Annotated in this window: 19 protein-coding genes; 8 read left to right on the forward strand and 11 right to left on the reverse strand. The window is 33.7% G+C overall.

The window, feature by feature from the left end; genetic code table 11:
• Positions 1–260: 260 nt before the first annotated feature.
• Positions 261–1,232, forward strand: a complete 972-nt coding sequence (locus GQ40_RS00830; protein ID WP_047544902.1) for an IS110 family transposase — start codon at positions 261–263, stop codon at positions 1,230–1,232.
• Positions 1,233–1,286: 54 nt separating this feature from the next.
• On the opposite strand, the gene GQ40_RS00835 is transcribed toward GQ40_RS00830, so the two are convergent.
• Positions 1,287–2,081, reverse strand: coding sequence for a cation transporter (locus GQ40_RS00835; protein WP_047544904.1), 795 nt, complete (start codon positions 2,079–2,081; stop codon positions 1,287–1,289).
• Between the two features lie 279 nt (positions 2,082–2,360).
• On the opposite strand from GQ40_RS00835, the gene GQ40_RS17790 reads away from it, so the two are divergent.
• Both GQ40_RS17790 and GQ40_RS00845 read left to right on the forward strand, forming a co-directional pair.
• Positions 2,361–3,080, forward strand: coding sequence for a putative quinol monooxygenase (locus GQ40_RS17790; protein WP_052184099.1), 720 nt, complete (start codon positions 2,361–2,363; stop codon positions 3,078–3,080).
• Between the two features lie 76 nt (positions 3,081–3,156).
• Entirely contained in the window at positions 3,157–4,020 is an 864-nt protein-coding gene (locus GQ40_RS00845) for a helix-turn-helix domain-containing protein (protein WP_047544905.1), read from the forward strand.
• A 165-nt stretch (positions 4,021–4,185) separates the two neighbouring features.
• On the opposite strand, the gene GQ40_RS00850 is transcribed toward GQ40_RS00845, so the two are convergent.
• From GQ40_RS00850 to GQ40_RS00870, 5 genes are all read right to left on the reverse strand, one after another.
• Complete coding sequence (locus GQ40_RS00850; protein ID WP_052184100.1) at positions 4,186–4,929, reverse strand: PH domain-containing protein; 744 nt, start codon at positions 4,927–4,929, stop codon at positions 4,186–4,188.
• 5 nt (positions 4,930–4,934) lie between these two features.
• Complete coding sequence (locus GQ40_RS00855; RefSeq protein WP_047544906.1) at positions 4,935–5,834, reverse strand: hypothetical protein; 900 nt, start codon at positions 5,832–5,834, stop codon at positions 4,935–4,937.
• A 314-nt stretch (positions 5,835–6,148) separates the two neighbouring features.
• Positions 6,149–7,123, reverse strand: coding sequence for a hypothetical protein (locus GQ40_RS00860; protein ID WP_047544907.1), 975 nt, complete (start codon positions 7,121–7,123; stop codon positions 6,149–6,151).
• A gap of 156 nt (positions 7,124–7,279) precedes the next feature.
• Complete coding sequence (locus GQ40_RS00865) at positions 7,280–7,843, reverse strand: SUKH-4 family immunity protein (RefSeq protein ID WP_047544909.1); 564 nt, start codon at positions 7,841–7,843, stop codon at positions 7,280–7,282.
• Between the two features lie 220 nt (positions 7,844–8,063).
• Positions 8,064–8,600, reverse strand: a complete 537-nt coding sequence (locus tag GQ40_RS00870) for an SHOCT domain-containing protein (RefSeq protein WP_047544911.1) — start codon at positions 8,598–8,600, stop codon at positions 8,064–8,066.
• Positions 8,601–8,640: 40 nt separating this feature from the next.
• Between GQ40_RS00870 and GQ40_RS00875 the strand changes: the two genes are divergently transcribed.
• Positions 8,641–8,868 carry a hypothetical protein gene (locus GQ40_RS00875; RefSeq protein ID WP_047544913.1) on the forward strand — a complete coding sequence of 76 codons (228 nt, stop codon included), beginning with the start codon at positions 8,641–8,643 and terminating at the stop codon, positions 8,866–8,868.
• 67 nt (positions 8,869–8,935) lie between these two features.
• Here the strand turns inward: GQ40_RS00875 and xerA are convergent, their stop codons facing one another.
• Both xerA and GQ40_RS17880 read right to left on the reverse strand, forming a co-directional pair.
• Positions 8,936–9,721: a site-specific tyrosine recombinase/integron integrase gene (gene xerA, locus GQ40_RS00880; protein ID WP_316931451.1), complete on the reverse strand. Its 786-nt coding sequence runs from the start codon at positions 9,719–9,721 to the stop codon at positions 8,936–8,938.
• 15 nt (positions 9,722–9,736) lie between these two features.
• Positions 9,737–10,042 (reverse strand): hypothetical protein, encoded by a 306-nt coding sequence (locus GQ40_RS17880; protein ID WP_316931452.1) that lies wholly within the window; start codon positions 10,040–10,042, stop codon positions 9,737–9,739.
• 1,154 nt (positions 10,043–11,196) lie between these two features.
• On the opposite strand from GQ40_RS17880, the gene GQ40_RS00890 reads away from it, so the two are divergent.
• Complete coding sequence (locus tag GQ40_RS00890) at positions 11,197–11,772, forward strand: phosphatase PAP2 family protein (protein WP_047544915.1); 576 nt, start codon at positions 11,197–11,199, stop codon at positions 11,770–11,772.
• Positions 11,773–12,103: 331 nt separating this feature from the next.
• On the opposite strand, the gene GQ40_RS00895 is transcribed toward GQ40_RS00890, so the two are convergent.
• Both GQ40_RS00895 and GQ40_RS00900 read right to left on the reverse strand, forming a co-directional pair.
• Entirely contained in the window at positions 12,104–13,570 is a 1,467-nt protein-coding gene (locus GQ40_RS00895) for a hypothetical protein (RefSeq protein ID WP_047544917.1), read from the reverse strand.
• A 147-nt stretch (positions 13,571–13,717) separates the two neighbouring features.
• Positions 13,718–15,304, reverse strand: coding sequence for a T9SS type A sorting domain-containing protein (locus GQ40_RS00900; RefSeq protein ID WP_047544919.1), 1,587 nt, complete (start codon positions 15,302–15,304; stop codon positions 13,718–13,720).
• Between the two features lie 757 nt (positions 15,305–16,061).
• Between GQ40_RS00900 and GQ40_RS00905 the strand changes: the two genes are divergently transcribed.
• On the forward strand, positions 16,062–17,066 hold the full coding sequence (locus GQ40_RS00905; RefSeq protein WP_047544921.1) for a sugar kinase: 1,005 nt from the start codon (positions 16,062–16,064) through the stop codon (positions 17,064–17,066).
• A gap of 2 nt (positions 17,067–17,068) precedes the next feature.
• Here GQ40_RS00905 and GQ40_RS00910 read toward each other — a convergent pair whose 3' ends face one another.
• Positions 17,069–18,085, reverse strand: coding sequence for a LacI family DNA-binding transcriptional regulator (locus GQ40_RS00910; RefSeq protein WP_047544923.1), 1,017 nt, complete (start codon positions 18,083–18,085; stop codon positions 17,069–17,071).
• Positions 18,086–18,223: 138 nt separating this feature from the next.
• Between GQ40_RS00910 and GQ40_RS00915 the strand changes: the two genes are divergently transcribed.
• On the forward strand, positions 18,224–19,270 hold the full coding sequence (locus GQ40_RS00915; protein ID WP_047544925.1) for a sugar kinase: 1,047 nt from the start codon (positions 18,224–18,226) through the stop codon (positions 19,268–19,270).
• Positions 19,271–19,276: 6 nt separating this feature from the next.
• On the forward strand, positions 19,277–19,726 hold the full coding sequence (locus GQ40_RS00920) for a YhcH/YjgK/YiaL family protein (RefSeq protein ID WP_047544927.1): 450 nt from the start codon (positions 19,277–19,279) through the stop codon (positions 19,724–19,726).
• Positions 19,727–19,761 lie beyond the last annotated feature (35 nt).

Genomic DNA, 19,761 nt, shown 5'->3' on the forward strand with positions numbered 1-19,761 from the left:
CGAGGACTTTCGTAAGTAGGCTTTAACTAGCAATGAATTATACACATCTTAAGTTTACAATTCATTAAATTAGAGTATAAATCAGAAAGAACAAAAGAGAGGAATAAGGTTAATATACACGCAGAAGCTTTGGACTTCGTCAACATTGAAAACCCCCTCTCTTTTCTACACAGATTCCGTACAGTTCTATGAGGCCTTTCGGACCTCGGTTTTAAGTCGTTGGAACTCGCGTAGATTGTCCTTTCACAAAACATTTTCTTATGGATAAAGATATCAAATATTTTGGGATTGACATCAGCCACCTGGTCTTCGATGTCACGGGTCCCGATGGCAACCACCACCAGTTCAGGAACAATCCCTCTGGCTTCAGGAAGTTTTCAAAACTATTGGACGGTGACAGCCACTGTGTGATGGAGGCCACGGGCTATTACCATTACCAGCTGGCCTATCACCTGCTGGAGTCCGGCATAAAGGTATCCGTGGAGAACCCTTTGTCGGTAAAGCGCTTCATACAGATGAAGCTCTCGAAGGTCAAGACCGACAAGAGCGATTCCAGACTCATCTGCGAGTACGCGAAACAGGTGGAACTGAAACTCTGGAAGGGCAATTCCAGGGAGCAGACAGAATGCCTGCAGATGGCAAGGCTCCTTGACGTGTACACAAAGCAGTGCACCATGATAAAGAACAAACTGCATGGAGAGGAGGTTCTGGGAAACCCGAGCAGGGCAGTGGTATCATCCCTGAACCGCTCCAAAAAACATATTGAGAAAGAGATGGCGGAACTGGAGAAAAAACTGCTCATGACCGTAAAACGGGCGCACCAAGAGGTACTGACCTGCGTGAAGAGCATACCTGGCATCGGTACCAAGACAGGTGTCATGCTGATAGTCCTCACTGGTGGGTTCGAGCGTTTTTCAAGCGCCAGCGAGCTCTGCAGCTATGCAGGCCTGACACCAATAATAAGGAACAGTGGGAGCAGCGTGAACGGGCGCAGCAGGATCAGTAAGATGGGCAACCAGAAGCTGCGGAGCCTATTGTTCATGTGCAGTTTTAGCGCAGTTAAATATAACAGGGCATGTAAGGCGATCTATGATCGTATAGTGGCAAAGGGAAAGAGCAAAAAACTGGCATTGATAGCGGTATGTAACAAGCTGTTGAAACAGGCTTTTGCAGTTGCTAAATCAAGGTTGAAATATGATAGGGAATATAAAAGTGTGTTGGTGAAAAATTAATGGGGTTTTACTTGTTTTTTAACACAGTACTTTGTTGTGGTTAGTGTTTTTTATTTATTTACTCAATTTTAGTATTCTAAAAGCACCTTGAATTACCAAGACAAAAACAATTGTTCCGATAATCAAATCAGGTTTGCTTGAACTCAACCAATTTACCAAAAGTCCAGCTATTATAACTCCTAAATTGATAATCACATCATTTGAAGTGAAAATCATACTTGCTTTCATATGAGCTTCTTCTTTACTCTTTGACTTTTGTAAAATGTAAAGGCAAATTCCGTTTGCAATAAGTGCAAAAATCGACACGATAATCATTGTCGAAAAGTCAGGAAGTTTCTCGTCTCCGATAAATCTCCTTAAGACTTCCACAAACCCAATAATCGCAAGTGTTATTTGGAAATATCCAGCAAGTTTTGCAATCCGTTTTTTTCTTATTATAGTTCCGCCAACCGCAAACAAACTAATTCCGTAAACGAAACTGTCCGCAAGCATATCCAAACTGTCGGCAACTAATCCCATTGATTTTGAGATTATTCCAGTTGTCATTTCTATGATGAAAAAAGCGAAATTTATTCCGAGTACAGTCCAGAGTAGTTTCTTCTGATTTGAGTTTTCATTAAATTCCGTTTGGTTGGTTTGTTCGGTCGAGATTTTCTTTCCGCCTAAATTCAGTTCTATAACGGACTTTTCGATTTGGTCGATTTGTCCGCTGTGAAAAACGGTCAGTTTTCGGTTGGGAATGTCAAAGTCCAAACTCGCAATACTTGAGATTCCATCCAATTTCATTCGTATTAGATTTTCCTCCGAGGGACAATCCATTTTGGCAATCTCAAATATCGTTTTATTCATTCACTTTCTCGGTTTTGGGACATTAACCACAACGTGTTTGTATATGAAAAGTTGCGTGTAAAAATGCGAGAACTTTCCGATTTTAAAAATACCAAAATAAATATTAACTTACCAAAATAATAAGATAAATGAAGCAATTTTTTATATACGGTGTTATGTGCATACTGGATTCAATAGTATTGCTTTTTTTGAAAATTGTCCATGCGTTAGTAATAAACATCCATTCCATAGTCTTTTGTTTCGTCTCAAATTTGCACTGTAACAAATAAACAAGAAACGATGAAAACTAAAGTTCCATTAAAATTAGCATTCCTAGTTTTTCTACTAGGATTTACAATTCAAACATTTTCAAAATCTAAAAACACAAACATTATGAATAGTACAAAAAAAGAAACTATCGGATTATTAGTAATTATGAAAGCAAAAACAGGAAAAGAACAAGACGTCAAAAACTTCTTACTTGGTGGATTAGTATTAGTAAATCAAGAACCTCAAACAGTATCTTGGTTTGCCTTTCAAATAGATAATAATACTTTTGGTATTTATGATACTTTTGAAGTAGAAGAAGGAAGACAAGCACATTTAACAGGCGAAGTTGCGAAGGCATTATTAGCAAATGCAGGTGATTTATTAGAGAACTTTGATCCTAGCACAGATATTCAAGCAGTAGATGTATTAGCATCTAATCATAAATCCGGATTGCAAAACAAGGGTTTGCTTGTTATTATGAAATCTAAAGAAGCAAAGACAACAGATGTTGAAAACTTCCTTAATGTCGGCAAACAATTAGTTGGTGACGAGCCAAAAACTTTATCTTGGTATGCTATAAAAATAGATGCTACTACATATGCAATCTTTGATACTTTTGCAGATGATTCTGGTAGAGATACACATTTAACAGGGAAAGTTGCAGCAGCACTTATGGAAAATGCGCCTGTTCTTTTAGATGGTTTTGAAGCATCAGCAATTCAAAAAATAGACATCATAGCTTCGAAATAATTGTTATCTTTAGAAAGGAGTGTAATAAACACTCCTTTCTTTTTAATACGTAACATTAAAGAAGAAATAGACTCTTATGGCTCAAATTATTATTGATAAGCAAAATGGTGAACTGGCATTTAGACTAGAAAGGTTTGAAAATCTTAATCAATTTGACCATTTACAGCGAAAAAATTATTATTCTATTATTTTACTAAAAGGAAACAATTACAAGTTAAATGTAGATGTTTCTAATTATGAATTACAAGGCAACCAAATGATTTGCTTGTCACCTTATCAACCATTTATGATTTCTTCTGAAGAGTCTTGTTCAGGCTGGTTATTAAATTTTCACCCTGACTTTTTTTGCACATATCGACATCAAAATGAAATTGAAACAGAGGGCATTCTTTTTAACAACTTTCATGGATTACCACATTTTAAAATTTCTGAAAAAGCGTTATTTTTTAACCTTATAGATCAAATTTCAAAAGAAATGGATAGAGATTCTATTGCTCAGCATGAGGTTCTTGTGGCTTTTTTAAAGGTGTTTTTAATAGAAGCTGTGAGACAAAAAAAACAATCCAATAAAGATATAGTGCCAAAATTTTCTGATGATCAATCTGAAATATTGCAAAATTTAGTAGATTCTATTGAGAAGAATTATTCTGAGTTACACTCTGCGAAAGATTATGCAGATGTTTTATGTGTTAGCACTAAAACATTGGCTGGAATTGTGAAAAAATATTTACAGCAAACACCTAGTTCGTTAATTTCTAATAGAATTATTATAGAGGCTAAACGCGAACTATATTTAACCTCAAAACCTTTGAAACAAATCGCAGCTAATCTTGGGTATGACGATGAATTTTATTTTAGTAGGTTTTTCAAGAAGAAAGTAGGTGTTTCTCCCGATAATTATAGAAAGACAGTAGGTTTTGCTAAACTAGAAAAATTATGATTGTCAGTATGTCTTAAGTTGCACATAACGTGTTTGTATATGGTTTGTTGCGTGGTTTAGCACGTAATTTAGCAAATAAAAACCGAATAGAAAATCCGCGAGGATTTTCGTAAGTAGGCTAGAACTAGCAATAAATTATATACGGTGTTAGCACACGTTATTATTTTAAAGTTTCTCAAGTAATTTCGCCTTTTGCTCACTAAATTCCGTTTCTGTCAAAATTCCGCTGTCTTTTAATTTTCCAAGTTTTTCTAATTGTTCCAAAACATTTGGTTCTTGACTATTTTGTGCAATTGGTTCTTTTGGTTTTGATAATTTATCACGAACAAATTCCGCAAATATTCTTGAAGATGCTTTCTCAACATTGTCAATTGAAGCAATATTTCCAGATGTGTGAATTTTGACTTTTCCTAAAATGAGTCCAGTTTCATATTGGATTGAACTTATTTTTTCAAGAGGAAAATCCTCAACTTTTAGTCCGTAAATCATACCTTTGTCAATGAACACTAAACGTCTATTAGTAGACACTAAAATTCCATTTCCATTATTATACGTTCCTTGAATTATGTGGTCGATTTTTTCGTTTTCCGCAAGAATTTGTGGTAACTCGTTGATTTCTTTTCTCCCAAAAAATGTCGAAACATTGCTTAAATTTAGACTTTTAATTTCTGCTTTAATCTCGTTTAATTTTTCGTTTTTAGTACTGTCAGTTTCTTCCTTTTCTTGAAGAAGATTTTGTATATCAGTTAGTGAATGTTTTTTTAATTTAAACGCTATACTTGGATTTATTTTATTAATTTTTTTGTAACAAGAAGTGCAAATAACACTACCGTCATTTAATTTACCAGCACCAAATGTTGGGGTATTAATAAATTTTAATTTTACAGAACATACAGAACAATTATTCATATCGTTTAGTTGTTAAATGTTACAGGTTCAGAGTCTTTTCCCTCGTACATTGTATAATAGGTATATTCGCTCTCTCCTTTGTACCAACGATATCTTGCTTGATTAAATCTAAACATATTCAGCACTTCTTGAACTTGAGTTTGAAATTCCTGTTTGTTTTTATTTGCAGCAAAAACTCCACCACTAAAGTTTATGTATTTTTTTCCTGTTCCATTGGCTGAAACGTCAATATCGTTTTCCCACATTTTTTTTGCGACAATTTTTGCATATTGGTTTCTCAAATTTGGAAATTCTTTTATTTGTATTTTCGAAACTTTTGATTTAAGGTTTTCTCCTAATTTATTAATTTCTGTATTTTCTGATTCCTCTGCTTCTTTAATGATTTTCGCCCAACTTGCAAAAAGAACTATATCCATTTGTAGTTCTTCAATTGAGTTTCCGTCCGCAAATTCAATTCCGTCATTTATAGATTTCAGTTCTCGTTCAAGTTGTTCTTTTTGTTGTAGAGCTTCTTCTTTTTTGGCTTTTTCTGCATTAAGTTTTTCTGCAACTAATTTTTGTTCGGCTGTTAGATTGTTTAGACTGTCAGCTTTTTTTATAAGTAATTGAGCATTATTATATAGACTATCCGTTTTTTCTATTTTTTCTAAAGTAGAAATTGCGTTTGAGTAATTTCCTTCTTTTATGTTTTTATTAGCAGTTTCAATACTTGTTTTAGAGTCAATTGTTGTATCAATAAAAATAACTCCTAAAACACCTGTTATAATTATACTTAAAAACCAATAACCAATAACTTTTAACCGAGTTGGTTTATTTGTCCATCTCAAAATTAATGATGGTTTTACAAGTCCAACAATAAGAGCAATAAATAATGCAAAGCTTAATAATCCTAAAATTCCTGCCATAGTTTTTCTGTTTTGTTTTGTTTAAAATTTCAAATCTAATTTTTCTGCTAAAAAGAAACTTACGGTTTTCCGTATTTGTCAAATTTTAGCACGATGTTCGTTTTTAATGTGTGCTAACGGTTGTGTATATGGCTCGTAGCGTGCAAATTAGAAAAATATTTTCGGATTAAGCACAAGCCAAATTTTTAAATTTTTCTTATTATCTTTTTTCTCAATAAGCTAAATTAAAAAATTTGGCGACTTTCCAAATATGCCTTAACTTAGTTTAAGCAACTAACTAGCTATGAGTTATATACGTTGTTGTGAGCTGGCTTTTACTCGAACATATCGTATTGTTTATTTAAACTGCTATCTAACGGAATTAATTCCAAAAACCTTATTCTTGGTCGTTTCTCTATGTATACTCCTTTTTTGTCTTGTCTGTCAATAAACCCTTTAATAGTACAATTAGTAAATAATTTTGTTTTTTCTTTACTTATGTTTCCTTGTTCTGGATAACAAGTCAAAATATGACCAGAATATTGAAATCCGATTGTATTTGAATTTTCGTTGCCTCTTGTCACGTGACCGTCAATCTCAACATACATTCCGTGTTCAAGTTCAGGGAATAAAATTTCTTCTTCTTCATCTTTGGCATAAAAAATATCCTTGTTGGCATAGCTTATTGTTGCCTCCGTTGTATCGTCAGCGTCATTTTTTTCGTCATCTGCAAAATCTATCGATAATTCTCTTTCAGGTTCAATTGGTTTGGCAAGTTTAGAAAATATTGAAGGTGGCAGTTGCGTGAACAATTCAAGATACATTTTAGGCACGAACAAAATTTCTCCATTTTCATTCATTACTCCAATAAATTGTATTCCATTCTCTTCTTTGAACTTTACATTATCAAAACTTTTTTTTCTCGTAGTTCCAAGATGTTTGGCAAGTTGAATACACCATTTAATTGATTTAATTATCTTTTTGAAAACAGTTTTAAATCCAGCATCTTTAAAATCAGATTTAGCCATTTCTTTAAGTGCAGCTACAGTATATGTTGTAACTCCAGTTCCAAGAATTAGTTGAAGCCATTCGCCTATATTTTCGGGAATTAATGCTTCCCAACTACCTTTTCTGACACGTGCAGGTATTTCAAAATCAATTTTTGCTAATTCTGGGTCTTGCTGTGTTAAGAAGTATCTAAATAATTCATCTATTCCATTCAAAGCGTCGGCGGACTTTCTTAAATCTAAATAGCCATTCTCGACAGCTTCACCTGAATATTTAAAATATGCTAAATAATCTTCATTCATAGGATAGTTTGGTTAGCTTGCTCACAACGGGTTTGTGTATGGTTAGTTGCGTGGTTAAGCAACTAATTTAGTAAACAAAAACGTGCCAGAGAAAATTCCGAAGGAATTTTCCAAATAAGCAACGACCAAAGCAATTAATTATACACGTTGTTAGCTTTAGTACTTATTTCGTTCATCTTGTCTTTCCCAAATCCAATATTCAACAGTATGATTCCAATGCGTGTCATTGTCAAAAATTTTGTTGTCAATTTGAGTCAGTTTATTTTGTAATTGTGTCAATTCCTCATCAGAAAATTCCGTTGAGAAATAAGATTCTGGTTTAAATTTTTTCAGATTGTTTTGGAACTCAATAATTTCAATTCCGCAACGAGCGAATTTTTCTATTTCGCCATTAATATATACTTCTTTAAATCCGTCGTCGTGATTCAGATAAACAATTTCTCTGTTTTCAATATTAAGTCCGATTGGGTCTCCAGAACCATTAAATCCAATACAGACATATTTGTCGAAATTCGAATCATTAATTTTATAAGCCTCGTTTACTGTCTGCAAGTCCTCTGTTAGATAATCGAAACTTAATTCAAGAACGTCATTTGGAAGTCCAATATCAAATAAGAATTCAGTTGATTTTTGGTCTAGATTAAATTTATTCTTGGAACTATTTAGAGCTTTAAATAACTCCAACTTATTCCATTTATTCAAAAAGTTTTCGTCGTTCATCGTATTAAAGCTAACGGTTGGTATATGAAACGTAGCGTGTAAAAAGACGCTGAACATTCGGTTTATACTCAAGCCGAATTTTTAAATTTTCTTTTTATCTTTTAATTCTCAAAAAGCCAAATTTAAAAATTTGGCGACTTCACAAACACACCCGAACCTCTCGGAAAGCCTGTAATAGCTATGTTTTATATACATTGTTAGCCACCGTTTTTTCGCTCTATTATTTTAATTCAGCTAATTTCTTATCGAACTCCTCTTGCGTAATATAGTCGTTTTCTAATGCTTTACATAAGTCGATATATTTTGAACTTTGCTTTAAATTAAAGTCACTTTGTTCATCATTTAATTTATTCAAATTTCTCTGATATTGACTATCATCAATTACTCCGTTTGCGTGCATTTTTTTCAATTCAGAAACTTTAGAATTAATTCCACTCTCTTTTTCTACTGCTTTCTTTTTTGATATTGTGTTTGATTCCGCGCCAATTATTCCGATTACGAATAATGTCAATGGTGCAAATATTAAACCAGCTATATACCAAAGAAGTCCAAATTCTCCAGTTCCTCTTTTTGAAATAGATACATAAAGTATCGAAAAAAATAGAATAGGTAAAGCTCCAGGGATATGAAACATAAATTCCAATATATCTTCACTCGGCATATCTTGTCCAGCTAGATATCTTTCGCTGAAAAGAAATAAGCTCGTAAATAATATTGAAAATATAATTGCCTCTGGATAAAATTTTCTTGGATACATAAATTCGTATATTGGTTTTCGTTAAATTAAAGAAATATAAATGGATAAAGACAGAATAAATTCAATTGGATTATTGGCGCAAACTGCTGTTATAAGAACACAACTCGACGCTTTAATTGCAATGTTAAGCGAAGACGAAAAAAAAGAGTTCGAAAAAGCGACACTTGAGAAAGTATCTCGCCAATATTCAGCTTGGGAAAAAAAATTAACTAAAGATGAATTCAAATTTTTTAGAGATTTAGTAGAAGATGGTTTGTTCCGTAAATGATGGTTTTTCAAATGGTGGCTAACAAATATATATAGTTACTGGTAACTATATATCTATTATATGCGCACTAAGTTAGCAAATCTTTAATTCTTTTAAATGAATTAGTGGCCACATGTGTATAAATTTCTGTTGTCTTGGTTGAATTATGACCCAATAACATTTGGATGTAGCGAATATCCGTTCCGTTTTCCAATAAGTGTGTTGCAAAGCTATGTCTAAGTATGTGAGGTGTTACTCTTTCTTTTATACCTGCAATTTTGGCAGAATTAACTACAACCTTTAAGACGCTAGAGCTACTATATTTAGATTGGGACATAGGGTTTTCAAACAAATATATTTTAGGTCTGTGAGTTTTAAAATACGTTCGCAAATCTTCGAGAACAATTTTATTGAGAACAGTATATCGGTCCTTATTGCCTTTTGCTTGTTCTACCCTAATGACCATTCTTTTGCTATCAATGTCTTCCAATCTAAGATTCAATAGTTCGTTTCTTCGTAGTCCTGAAGAATAGAGCAAACTAATTATGCATTTATGCTTTATGTTGTTTGTGTGGTTTATAATTGAGATAATGTCTTCCTTAGATAGTACTTTGGGGAGTTTAGATATTTTCCTCGGTCTCTCTATGGAATAGAATCGATTGGGCATCCCCAAAACCATTTCGTAATAAAACTTTATGGAGTTTATGGCCATATTAATCGAAGAGTTTGACTTATTCTCCTTAACTAACTTTTGAATGTATAGTCTAATATCATTCTCGTTAAGGCTGAACAGTTCTTTGTCTTTATAATAATTAATAAACGCCTCAAAACTATGTACATAATTTTTTACTGTGCTGTCCGAGTATTTTTTCAACTCCAATTTTAGCAGTTAGTCCTCTGGGCATGGCTTAAAGTTTTCTTTTTTTGATCTTGTTCTAAACCATTCAACATTAATAGCTTTATTGTTGTTGTTTAGTTCTCTGTCATTATAAAAATAATTGCAATTTACCCAGGCCACACCTCTGAATTTATCAAAAATCAAATTGAGGTTAGGTTTGCTGTTAATAATATATGCCATACCAAACTCATTGCTCCATTTTGGATTGGGTAACTCTCTAATTAACGCCTGAATAACTTTATCGGAATTGAACTGAATGCCGATACATTGTTTTTCTTTAATAAACAGGTGTTTCAATGTAATGTGTTTTTTCAGCATGTCGTTGTTTTTTATAAAGTTAGCAATGTAAAACGAAATAAATCTATCTTAAGCAAAATAGTGTTCGTGTAAATTTTACCCAATTTTGATGGTATTGGAAAAAAATCGCGAAGTACTTAGAATGCGGTGTAAAAGCGCCCATCATTATAGAATATCGCTTGAAGAAGCTCCTCGGTTCTAAAATAAGGTAGATGATTAATTAAAACAGAACAGGCGGATTTTTAAAAGTTGAAATAAAGTAGCAGTAAATGCTGTGTTGAGAATCAGTAAATAATTAGATTTTAACCTTATTCTTTACCGTCTATTGCAAAAATTTCAAAAGAGATATTTATCTGTTTCTTTATGGATATGGTTTTATGAAAAAAAATGAAAAAGGTACACCTCAATAATTTCTAATAAAATGCCAAGATTACATTCAAAAAATAGATACCTTTGGGTTAATATATATAGTTTAATCATGTAAACAAAACGAACACGGTTTTGAACACGATTACATAAAATTATCAGCCTGAACACCCAGTGTTTGTGTTGAAAAAGCGGTTTGGGTCGGGCTCATAACCCGAAGGTCACTGGTTCGAGTCCAGTTCCCGCTACTAGGTTAAATTCTTTCAAAAAAAACGGTTTAGTTCACTCTAAACCGTTTTTTTTTTTTTTATTTATTATAGATTGTAATTTTAAAATTAATTTGTTATTCCCTTTTGTTGACAACTGCGTATAGAGAAACCGTTAAATACATCTGGTTAATTTAAATTATCAAACACCTTTGCTTACCTTGGGATTTCGTAGCGAAAATTTATTATTCAAAAGTAATATCTAAAGGCGAATAGTTAGCGTGATCATACATATACTTCGGTATTAAAAAAAAATCATCTGTAACAAAAAAGGGAAAATGACGTTATCTCTACGTGATTTATTTTATAGTTTCGGTTTATGCGAAGGCTTAAAAATAAGAAGTTTGTATAGCACTTTGCGAGCATTATCATGAAACCCAAATTGTAAGATTGTGTTTTGATACAAGTTTTTGGCTTTGTAAAAACCGCTTTAAACTTATTTTAGAATTCAATTTTATTTTTAAAGTATTGTAAAATAAATTGCATTCAAACCATTTAATTTATTTAGAACCCTTTAATTCAATGAATTTTAAATCTATCAAATATGCAATGCAACTATGCATTGTTTTATTTCTCATTTCTTTACCGCTACAGGCGCAAGATACGAGTGATACAAAACCTCAAATAGGAACCACTCAAAAAGTTGGGGACGTATTGTTAATTGCTTTACCAGCAGCAACATTAGGGACTTCTTTTATTATTGGAGATGAAAAAGGAGCTTGGCAATTTACTAAAGGTCTTTTGCTCACAACGGGTGTTACTTACGGTTTAAAATATAGTGTAAATAAACCGAGACCAGATATGAGCAATGATAATTCATTTCCCTCTGGTCACACCTCTACCGTATTTCATAGTGCAGGCTTTATCCATATGCGTTATGGTTTTAAATATAGTATTCCTGCATATGCTTTGGCAGGCTTTACAGCTGCCAGTAGAATAGATTCTAAAAAGCATGATATACTTGATGTCTTGGCAGGTGCAGCGATAGGTTTGGGGAGTAATCTCTTATTTACTTCGGAATATCAACAAGAGCACATGGCACTCACTTTTTCTAGTGATCAGCAAGGTTATATGCTTGGTTTTAGTTATAAATTTTAATTTTTAAAGTGTTGGTATTTTTAAGTTGGGAAGAGTTCGCCATGATAGAGCTAAGTAAAATTACAGATAGTAGGTTAGTTTTATAAATTTACTCGAAATAAATACCCAATTAAAGGTTGATTAATACCGAATATTGCAACTGGGAAAATCCAGAAAGAAAATATTGCAAACCAAGATACCGACTTTCTTTTTCGAAGCAGGTAATGTTAATTCAACTTATAAGGTTTTATTCAGAATGGCTTAAAGAAAAAAATCCGCTTAAACATTGGATGGTATGTTTAAGCGGACTAAATGTATGTGCCATATTCAAAAATAAGATGATAGCTTTTTTTTATCTAGCAGATAGGTTTAAAGATACCGTAAGCATGTTTCCGGTTCCAGAAAAACGTTCTGCCCAAATTTCGATGTAATCATCTTTTTTCATTTCTATAGTGCCCACAACTGGCACCGCAGATATAGAATTGTCATTTGTAGCCCTAGTGTAAACTTTTGTTTCATTAATAATAACACCATTTTTAGCAATATATACAATAAGGATAATATCGTTTAAAGATTGATAAGAGACTGAGCCCACTACTTGAAAGTACCTCTTTTGATTTCCTCTATAAGTAATTCTGTTATCCCCATTTTTTGTAAAGCGGAACAAATTATTTGAGGTAGTCGTTCCTACTACTTTTCTTCTACTTGAAGTTCCTGTACCCGTAAACGAGGTGGTTTCACCACTACCAACGACTGCTGATAAATTGATGTCTCCCGTTGCATCTCCATCACTTTCTTTTGGAATGCCAGGTGCATTTACAGACCAAGCTGTAGTGAAACTATAACCTATGTAAGAATCTGTTGTATAACCTTTAATATAGTCTGGAGCAGTAGTTGTTCCAGAAAAAACTGTACCATTTAAAACACCATTGCCTACTGCAAGTCCAGTAGTACTTACGTCAAAAGCTATATCTGATCCATTAACTGTGCTAAACCCGCTTACTTTTTCAACCAAACCAAAACTTCCTGTGAGCTTTTCAAAAGTACCGTTGTTACTGCTAAACCATGCTTGATTATTTAGCAATAAATTACCAATATTGGAATACGTAATACCATCAGCGTTGTTTATAAACTGTATAATATTTCCAAAGTATATTCCAAATCCTGAAATGCTTCCCACACTAGAGGTCATACCATCCACAACGGTATTTTGTACTAGTAGTGATGAATTGGTCGCGATACCTGGACCCGTAATCTCAAAAGCTTTAGTACCCTTTATGGTGAGGTTTCTAATACTTCCACCTGTGCTTCCTTTAAAAACTACACCAGATGCTACCAAAATATCTTCATTTGCGTCTAATCCAGAAATGTAGGCATTATTAAGATCTATAGGGAATGCCAATGCTATTGTACCATTTATTTCATAATAAGTATTCTCGTCTAATTTGTATGTTGTTCCTGAGCCAGCGGTTAGTTCTGGAGCCAAATCTGTGACAGATTTAATAAGTTTAAAATTATCTCTCTTAACCGATGTATCATTTTCTAACATTGTCCAAGAAGTATTGGTTGTGCTATAGTAGTAAAAAGCTTGTTCTGTGGTGTCAAAAACCAATAAACTTTCTGCAGGACTTTCAATGGCCTCTCGTTCTAGAGTGCTCATTCTGGGTACTAATAAGCCTTTCGAGGAAGATTGTAGATCCAATATGGATGTAGTATCTGGTGTGTCAGTGCCAATGCCCACTTGAGCAACAGCAATAGTGCTTGCTAAAAAGCAAACTGTCAAAAGTATTTGCGTGATTTTAAAATTTGTGATTTTCATGAGAGTAGGTATTTGTTTAAAATGTGTTTTCTTATTTTTTTTTTTTTTTTTTTTTGGAGCTATTCAAGATTTAATTTGAGTTACCTATTTTTTATTACTAAATCTTATTAATGGTTCTGGTAACCGAGGTATTGTCTAAGAATTATTCTAATTAATAATCACTTTTTTGGTTTGTGATTGTTTTTCGTTAGCTAGTTTGACCAAGTAGATACCAGTATTAAGATGAGCTGCTAAAATGCTATTGGTTTGAGTGCCTTGATCGAGACTGCTGGACATTACCAAACGACCCTGTACGTCATAAATGCTCACATGAGTATCAGCAAGTAATTGTCCTTTGATATGAATGGTTTTTTTGCTTGCAAATAATTTTAGATCATTACTGTCTTGCATGTTGGATGAGAGCGTCTGGCTACCAATTCTCAAGAAAAAGCGTCCTGTCCCTGACATTGCAGAGTTTGGGGTAAACGTATAGGAGGTGGTGTTTAAAAGCGTAAACGTATTAGTTTCACGATCTTCTAAATACACTTCAGTTTCTTCAGGCAAGATGAAGTTTTCCAAACTAAAACTTACCTGTATGCCTTGAGCTGTTTTTATGCCTATAGGAATGCTAACATCATCAAGCGCAACAAAACCAAGACTTTGGATAGCCATATTGCGACCAACATTATTTTCGACCAAGCGGGAATATACCATTAAGCTGGAGTTGGCGCCACCGTAAAGTTCAGCGTCGTATCCAGGGTCTAAGCTTAAGGTTGAGTTCTCATTAAAATAGATTTCCGTAGCATAATTTGCTGTAGCGTTATCTACACGTAGCCTAAGCATTTGGTTTGGATTTGCGTCTCTGTTTAATATAAAATCATCAGTTCCTGAAATGGTTCTCATTGCTGGAGTGTACAAAATAGGATTAGAGATGGAATCTTTGTGGTTTGCGACCAAAAACCCTTGTCCTGGTGCAATATTTACATTAGAATTAACTAAATTATTGATAATGGTAAAGTTGTCTATAGTACCACTTGTTGGTGCACTGCCACTATTATAGCCATATATTGCTGTGGCATTTGGATCTAGCTTATCTGAGTTTTCGGCTAAAAAAGCTTGCGAATCCATATAGGTAGGATAAGGATTACCTATAAGGTTCCATGAATTGTTGTTTGCTGTCGTAATTGTGACAGTTTCACTTGCATTTGCTGTAGTGCCCGTAAACCTTATTGTTTCTCCATTATTTGAAGCTGCTCTGTAACCAACTCCGCTTTTTAATTGTATTGAGCCTTCTGCTACTTGATCATAATTGAAGTAAGAGCTGGTTGTATTACTATAAGGTCCAAAAAGAAAAAGCGTTGGGGTAGCTGTTGAGTTGACAATAATATCAGCATTGGTGGTTAGCCCAGCATCGGCACTGTAACCTAATAAATCTGCAAAGGTCACGTCTCCAGAAGCTTTAACAGGTAAAGAGATCAAATCATTTCCTCCGTTTACACCAGTTACGCCTACGACATTGATGTATCTATCATAGTTGACAATGTTTGATGTTCCTAACGTTCCGTTTAGAAGTAAGCAAGAAAACTTTGAGGACGTCGATTTTAGGTTGATGTTGGAGGCATCAAGAGTTGTACCCGAAGATACAAAGACAGGTGTGCCTGGTTTAACCGTCATGGTTGTTGCTAGATCTTGAGCGTTTGAAGAAAAACAAAGCAAAGCAGAAATAGCAAGGGTTAATAATAGCGTATTTTTCATTGATTTAAGATTTTAGGGCATTCATTTAAGCGCCATTATACATTTTTGATTTTTAAATGTACTTGGTGATATATTTTAATCTTCCGTCTAGATAATTAAAAAGGGTCAATATGGCATCCTGTCACTTGACCTGGATTTTTACGAATTCCAGAATTTATATTGGTATTCGTAAAGTTGTTGTCTGAACAATTTGTGAGAAGTGAATTTTTTCCATCATAAGTAGGGTTTTTGTAAAAGTTCGTATAAAATTTGGTTGTTGATCGACATGCGTCTTTGGGGAAACTTATGTAAATCTTCTGTAAAATTACATATATAAACGAAAAAATGAAACATTTTATCGAGTAAATTTTTTTTTAACATTTTAAAGTGTTATAAGTCAAAATTAAAAGTTTGCATTCTCAACATCAAATCGTGTTGCATGATTATTGAAGCCAATACTAACTTTTTAATTTTTTTTTTCAATACGCGATTAATTCAAAGGTCCATCTGTTGGTACATTGGCAGGATTAGCTGGTACTATCCTTGCAATTTTCCCAATTATCATGAACTGGTTTATTGGTAATATTACAGAAGGACAATCCTAAACACAAGTATTTAAATTGATTACAGTTTCAGTAGTTTTAGCTGTCTTTACAATTTATTTTTTTATAAGAGAAGTTGCACCTGTAGATAGCGAGAAAAATTTTAAAATACTATTATAGAAAAGCCTGTCAATTTTGAAAGGCTTTTTTTGTAAATTTATTTGAAAATAACCAACATGAATCAAACCGTAACATTTGGAGAGGTACTAATGCGTCTTTCTCCCGAAGGAAATAAAAAATTTATTCAATCTAATAGTTTAGAATTTTATTTTGGAGGTACAGAAGTAAATGTTGCCATTTCAATAGCAAATTTTGGAGGTAAAGTGAGGCATATTTCTTCAATATCAAATGATTTTATTGGTGATACTGCAATATCCTATCTACGGAAATTTGGGGTAAGTACATCCTCAATTGTTCGTTCAAAGCGACCATTGGGAGTCTATTTTTTAGAGGTTGGAGCGGTGATGCGACCAAGCTCAATATCTTATAATAGATCTCATTCTTCGTTTTCTGAAATTAAACCAGACATGGTAGATTGGGATAAATCACTAAAAAACTGTACATGGTTTCATTGGACGGGAATAACGCCTGCACTCTGTGAAGGAGGTTATCTTACCCTAAAAGAAGGATTGATTCTGGCTCAAAAAAGGGGAGTTGAGGTATCGGTTGATCCTACATATAGAAATGGTTTGTGGATGTATGGAGCAAAACCAAAAGAAACTTTGTCAGATTTATTAAGCTATTCCAATATTTTTATAGGTGGTGTAAATGAAATGAATGAAATTTTAGACACTAAGTATAATTATTCTAATGAAGATTTCATCAAGGCGAGTAAAGAATTAATAAATAGATTTCCTTCAATAAAAAAGACCTTTGATAAAATTAGAACACCTATAAATGCGTCTTGGCATAAAATACGATCCCGAATGTGGAATGGCAATGAGTTTAGAGAAACTACAGATTTAGATATCACTCACATCGTTGATAGAATTGGGACTGGAGATGCTTTTGCTGGCGGATTGATTTATGGACTTCAAAACTTCGATGACTATAAAGCTATGGAGTTTGCCTCTGCTGCCAGTGCATTAAAACACACCTATGAAGGTGATGTCAATTTTTCTTCGGTTAGTGAAGTCATGAATATTTTAGATGGTAATACCTCAGGTAGATTCAATCGATAAATTTATTCAGAAGATGCTCTTACAATTAATTGAGCGTCAAGAATAATCTTATTTAAAGTCTGTTTTACCGTAGGTTTTTTAATGCGTTCTAAAAATGTTTCAGCAGCAAGTTTGCCAATTTTTGAGCTGTGTTGATCAATACTGGTAATGCCAGGAGTGACCAACGAGGTAAATGGCTCGTTCCCAAAACCAACAAGTTTGATATCTTCAGGAACTTTAACATGTTGTTCATTCAGTACTTGTAATGCTCCCAGTGCAGCATAATCACTAGATACATAGACAGCGTCTGGTCTAACTTCTAGTTTTAATAATTCGGTCATTTTTAAACGTCCATCTTCCAAAGTTAAATCGCTTTCAACAAGTAAATTGTCGTCAAGAGGGAGGTCATTTGCTTTAATAGCGTCCACATAGCCTCGAATTCTATTATTAAAAATTCTAGTACGCTTAAAACCACCAATATGCGCAATACGCTTACACCCTTTTGAAATGAGATGTTCAACAATCATATGGCTACTGTCATAATCGTTTATACCTACATAATCCACATTAAGATCATTTTCCCCACGATCAAAAAGAATTAAGGGTATCCCTTTTGATTTCACCTTCTCGTAATAAGAAAGGTCAACAGTTTCATTGGCCATCGAAGCAATAATACCATCTACTTGAGTGAATAAAAGCGTATCAATACTACTGCATTCTTTTTTAAATGATTCGTTAGATTGCGTAATAATAATGTTATATCCAGCTTCATTGAGAACCTCTTCAATACTTTGTACTACGGAAGAAAAAAAACTGCTATTCGTCTTAGGAACGATAACACCAACTAAATTGCTTTTTCCCTTTCTCAATGCACTAGCCAAATGATTTGGTTGGTAGTTAAGCTCCTTGGCAACCCGTTTTACAGCTTGTTTTGTTTTTGCACTAATTCTTGAATCATCGTGCAATGCTTTAGAAACAGCAGCAGGAGAAATATCCAAAACATTTGCAATGTCTTTTATTGTAGTTCTTTTTTTATTCACCTAGTTTTTATATATTTGCTTAATCGTTTAAGCAAAAGTATTGTTTTAACTTGAAAAAATCAAAATAACACTGTTTTGATTTTCTTTTTTAAAATCTGCTTAATCGTTTAACCAAACACTAATTAAATAAAACATACAATGAAAAAAGTAGTAACTTTTGGAGAAATCATGTTAAGATTAGCTCCACAACAATTTTTAAGATTTTCACAGGCCTCGTCATTTGACGTTGTTTATGGAGGAGGAGAATCCAACGTAGCAGTATCATTAGCCAATTATGGTGTGCCTGTGGATTTCGTGACGCGTTTGCCAAAAAATGATATTGGAGAATGTGCCATGATGGAAATGCTTAAAAGAGGTGTAGGTGTAGATAAAATAATATATGGTGGAGATCGTTTAGGGATTTATTTTTTAGAAACTGGAGCTGTAAGTAGAGGAAGTAAAGTGGTATATGATAGGGCACATTCTGCTATTTCTGAAATCAAACCAGGGATGATCGATTGGAAATCGGTATTTAAAGATGTGGCTTGGTTTCATTGGACGGGAATTACTCCTGCCATCTCTCAAGGTGCAGCAGATGCTTGTTTAGAAGCTGTAAAGGTAGCGAGTGAAATGGGAGTTACCATTTCTACAGATTTAAATTATAGAGCTAAACTTTGGACGTTCTGTGATGATAAGCACAGAGAAAAAATAATGACAGAGTTAACATCATATTGCGATGTTGTTTTAGGCAATGAAGAAGATGCAGAAAAACATTTTGGTATTCACCCAGAAGGATTAGACGTTCATAAACATGGGCACGATGTTAAGGCAGAAGCATTTCTATCTGTTTGTAAGCAAATGATGGAAAAATTTCCGAGAGCCAAGAAAGTGATTACAACCTTAAGGGGTTCTATCTCTGCCTCCCACAATACTTGGGCTGGAGTTCTATACGATGGTAAAAAAATGTACGAGACACGACAATATCAAATTACAGATATTGTTGATCGTGTTGGTGGAGGAGATTCGTTCATGGGTGGATTGATCTACGGATTATTAAAATATCCAGAAGATGATCAAAACGCATTAGATTTTGCTGTTGCAGCCTCTTGTTTAAAACATACTATCAAAGGTGATGCTAATTTAGTTACGGTTTCCGAAGTAGAAAAACTAATGGGTGGAGATGCGTCTGGACGTGTAGCAAGATAATTAGTCATGGTTATAGATACGCTCAGCAATGTAGATAGGTACAAGGTTTTAAATCCCCTATTTAAAAAGGCATTCGATTATATAGATCAAAAAGATTTAACACAGCTTGAAGATGGAAAATATGACATAACCGAAGGGTTAAAACTCATAGTAAACACTGGCACAGGAATGACCGAAGAGGACAGTTTGAAAAAGTTTGAATGTCATGATGAATATATTGATATCCAAATTTGTGCAAGTGGTTTAGAAACAATAGCATGGAAGCCAAGAGAAAAATGTAGTATCCCAAATGGGGACTATGACACAGATAGGGACAGAAGGTTTTTTAATGATAAACCTGATATATTTTTTCAATTGACAAACAATCAATTTGCGATTTTTTATCCGGAAGATGTCCACGCACCAATGATTGGAAATAATGAAATAAAAAAGTTAGTATTTAAAGTTAAAATTTAACTGTTGTGATTTTAAGAAATCAATTAAATAAAAAA

This window comes from Psychroserpens sp. Hel_I_66 (genome assembly GCF_000799465.1).
Taxonomy (GTDB): Bacteria; Bacteroidota; Bacteroidia; order Flavobacteriales; family Flavobacteriaceae; genus Psychroserpens.